We start from the raw sequence: 3,480 nt of genomic DNA, 5'->3' as shown, positions 1-3,480 counted from the left end.
CATCCCAATAATCCCCAGTATGAAATAATAAAAAAGATACATATTACGAATGACAAGAATAAAATTATTTTTTTATTTCTCTTATTTATGTTTTCTTTTTGAATTCTAACTATATTTTGAAACGCTTCATTGTCATTAATTGTTAAATATGCAACACTTGATTTATCCATTTTTTTTGTCTGACTTATAAACTCTTTTGATTTTAAAGGGATAATAGACAAAAAAAAATTGTTTTCTAAAAGCAGCAAATATTTAGCACTAATAGGTTGCTTATTTATTTCATAAATAAATTTTTCTTTAGATATTTTATGTTCAAATAAACCATTTTGACCAAATAATAAATTTTGAATAATTTCTATTTCACTTATGCTATTAACAGATTTAAAGTATTTTTTTGCGATCCAGCTATTATAAGTTTCAATTAAATTTTGTGATAGTTTTATTATAAAAATGCATTTAAAGCATATTTCAAATGACAATTGTCTGCCACGATAATATAGGGCCTCATTATCCTCGCAGTTCTTAATATTAACTGACAAATCATTTTTTAAAATCGTTATATATTTATCAATATTTGCTTCACCCCATTTTAATGCTGCTTCTGCATATTGAATCTTTGCTACTGCAACTTCTTCCTTTTTAGAATTTAGTTTTTTTATCAAAAGTTTACCTTTTGCGTCTGCATAGAAGTTACCTACCGTACCAAATGTTGCGCCTATAAAGGAGGTCATTCCCCCTGTGGCTGCAATTATTGCAGATCCAGCAATGTCATATTCGTTTTCAGCCTTATCTAAGAGTTTGCCTGATGAAGTATATAGTGTTTTTGAAAAATCATAAAAATTTTCTTGCACATCATCTACTCTTCCCTTTATTTTATTTAACTGTCTTTCAATTGACCTAACGTCATTGTCGAAGGATGAAAGTGTATTATAATGTTTGTTAAGTTCGTCTAAATTCATGTTTTAATGAGATTAGCAATTTGATACATTTATACTTATCCTAATAAAACCATCAATTAGCGTATTTAATGTAGAGAGTATTTCTGAACGGAATTTTATTTGTTCGGGTTCCATCATATTGATATCATAAGACAAAATTCTATCTGTAAATTTATCAATTCCTGTCTGCAGACCTTCTACCTGCTTTTGAGCATTATTAATTTTGATTAAATTTTTTTCCGCATCTTTCATATATATATTGAAAGAGTATTCCATTTGCTTTAAATCTCTATATATACCCGCTAAACTTGTAACTGTACTAGCAATTGTTTCAAGACCCTTTTGAGAATTCGCTAGTAGCATTTCCGCATTATTTTCTACAAACTTGATACCTCTTTCATATCTTTCTATTGTTACTGATAAATCTTCAGATTTGGTAAATTCAATATTTTCGTTTTTCATTTTTTCAAATAATTTAGGATTATATTCATTATTTTTTAATTAAATTTTCGTGTCTAAATTTAATATCGCTTCATTTTTTATTTCCTTAAACTCTCAACCATCCTCAAAATTCCATTATCAGCCCTTTTCAAATTGGTCAAAGTCAATTTCAAATCAATCCCATAGTTAGCTATGTTAGCAGGATTTGACAGCCAATCTTCCATACGTTTTTTCCCTTTTGATTGATTAATGGCTCGAAGTGTTACTGCAACGTTTTCGGGACAATTAACTACAAAGGCAATTTGCTCATCGCTTAAAATGGCTTTATATTTAGAAAAAAGCTCTTCTGAGGAACGAATGTGTTCGTAGTCATACGGATGGCCTCCTCGAAGAGTCATTCCGGTATAAACATCAGTGTATTGTGCTAGTCCATCTCCACCTCGTATCAAAGCAGCCTTTTGCATAGTTGCTTTGGTATTTGTGAAAATGATGTTTATTGCTAAACGGCTATAAGGACGGTTTGGGTCAATCATTTTTTTAAAATAAAATCAAGTGTTTTTTGTACTAGGAGAGATAAAGTGCACATAATGAATAAGTAAACTATACAGAAGTTGTAGTAGTTAGTATTTTGCAATTATTCATCAGGAACTTGTGGACAACTTATATTTATAGTAGAATGAAGTCATAATTGATTTATTTGGGGGATTTTCAACCGAAATTAAAAATTTATAAAACAATAAAAAACCCCGAATTGTAATTCAGGGTTTCTATTCTATATTAGTAGTATTCTAGACTATAATTTAATTTTCTTTGTCAAGGAACAACGTTATCACTACAGTGGTTCCGGTTTCTGAGAATTTTAGCTCAATTGGATTTAGATTATTCGGCTGCATGATTTGCAAACGTTCTGTAGCAATAGATAATCCTTTTGAGATGTGATTACTCGTCATCTCTTTTTTTCCATATCCATTATCTGTAATCGAAATTTGTAAGTATTCCTGATTTAACTTCTTAAAGGAAATTGCAAATTCTGGATTTATGTGTTTGTCGTCAAATGCATGTTTAAAAATGTTTTCTATGAATGGTTGCAATAACATTGTAGGGATAGATACCTGTTCTTGATTAAGGTCTGCGTCTATGGTGATTTTGTGTACAATTCGATTATTAAATCTTTTATTTTCTATTAAAATATAGGTTTGTAAATAGTGGATTTCATTCTCAATACTTATGGTTTGTTTAGAGGAATTATCTAATGTTTGTCTCATTAAGTTAGCAACTTCACTGATGTAAATACTAGAGTTAATAACATCTTTATTAAATACAAAGCTTTGAATACTTGTTAACGCATTAAACGTAAAATGCGGATTCATCTGACTTAATAAAGCTTCTAATTTGGCTTTAGAAATTTCTCTTTCATTTGCTGCTTTTTGTTTGGCTTGCTTTTTAATATTGGCAGTAATTAATACAATTATTATGATTGTTATGAAGGCAATTAAAGCCATAAACCAAGTTGTCTCCCAAAAAGGATGTTTAATATTTATATCTAGAATACTAAAGGTTTTGACCTTTCCAGAATGCATATCTGTTACTTCAATTTCCAATTTATAAGCATCAGCAGGCAAATACGACAAATAAACAAATGGCTTGTCAGAATACGGACTCCATTGATTACCATCCTTCAATCGGTATCTAAACTTCAATTTATTCGAGTAGGAGTGCCCTTTTGGCACAAAGTCAATAGCAATAGTATTCTGGCTGTAGTCACATAGTAGCGCCGTTTCAGTATAGCTCATCCATTTAAAGTGTTTTCGAGAAATGGGTACTGAATTGATTTTTATGTCTTTTATTCCGATACTAGAAACTGTATTTTTTTCTGCTATAAGTTTGTCTAAATTTACCGTGTAAAAACCTTTTTTAGTTCCTAACCATAAAGTGTTTCCAGATAATTTTGCACTGTTTATTTCTGCATCCTTCAGCCCTTGATCTTTGTCAAACAATTGTAAATTGCCATCATGATAAATATTAATCCCCAAATCAGTACCTATTAAAATATAGTTTTTGTATGATTCAAGAAAGTTTATGGTGTTTCCTAGTAGCTTGC

General features: G+C 29.9%; 4 protein-coding genes. All 4 read right to left on the bottom strand.

Going from position 1 to position 3,480, the window contains the following annotated elements; translation table 11 throughout:
• On the bottom strand, positions 1 to 959 hold a 959-nt coding region (locus tag P8M54_RS15795), incomplete at its 3' end, for a hypothetical protein (protein ID WP_300289002.1).
• Between the two features lie 12 nt (positions 960 to 971).
• Entirely contained in the window at positions 972 to 1,400 is a 429-nt protein-coding gene (locus P8M54_RS15790) for a hypothetical protein (RefSeq protein WP_300289001.1), read from the bottom strand.
• A 77-nt stretch (positions 1,401 to 1,477) separates the two neighbouring features.
• Positions 1,478 to 1,912, bottom strand: a complete 435-nt coding sequence (locus P8M54_RS15785) for a hypothetical protein (protein ID WP_300289000.1) — start codon at positions 1,910 to 1,912, stop codon at positions 1,478 to 1,480.
• Between the two features lie 267 nt (positions 1,913 to 2,179).
• A partial coding sequence (locus P8M54_RS15780; RefSeq protein ID WP_300288999.1) for a histidine kinase occupies positions 2,180 to 3,480 on the bottom strand: 1,301 nt, incomplete at its 5' end.

This window comes from Flavobacterium sp., from assembly GCF_029242675.1.
GTDB lineage: Bacteria > Bacteroidota > Bacteroidia > Flavobacteriales > Flavobacteriaceae > Flavobacterium.
Note: the sequence above shows the minus strand (reverse complement) of the source record. Positions and strands in the feature narration are given on the sequence as shown.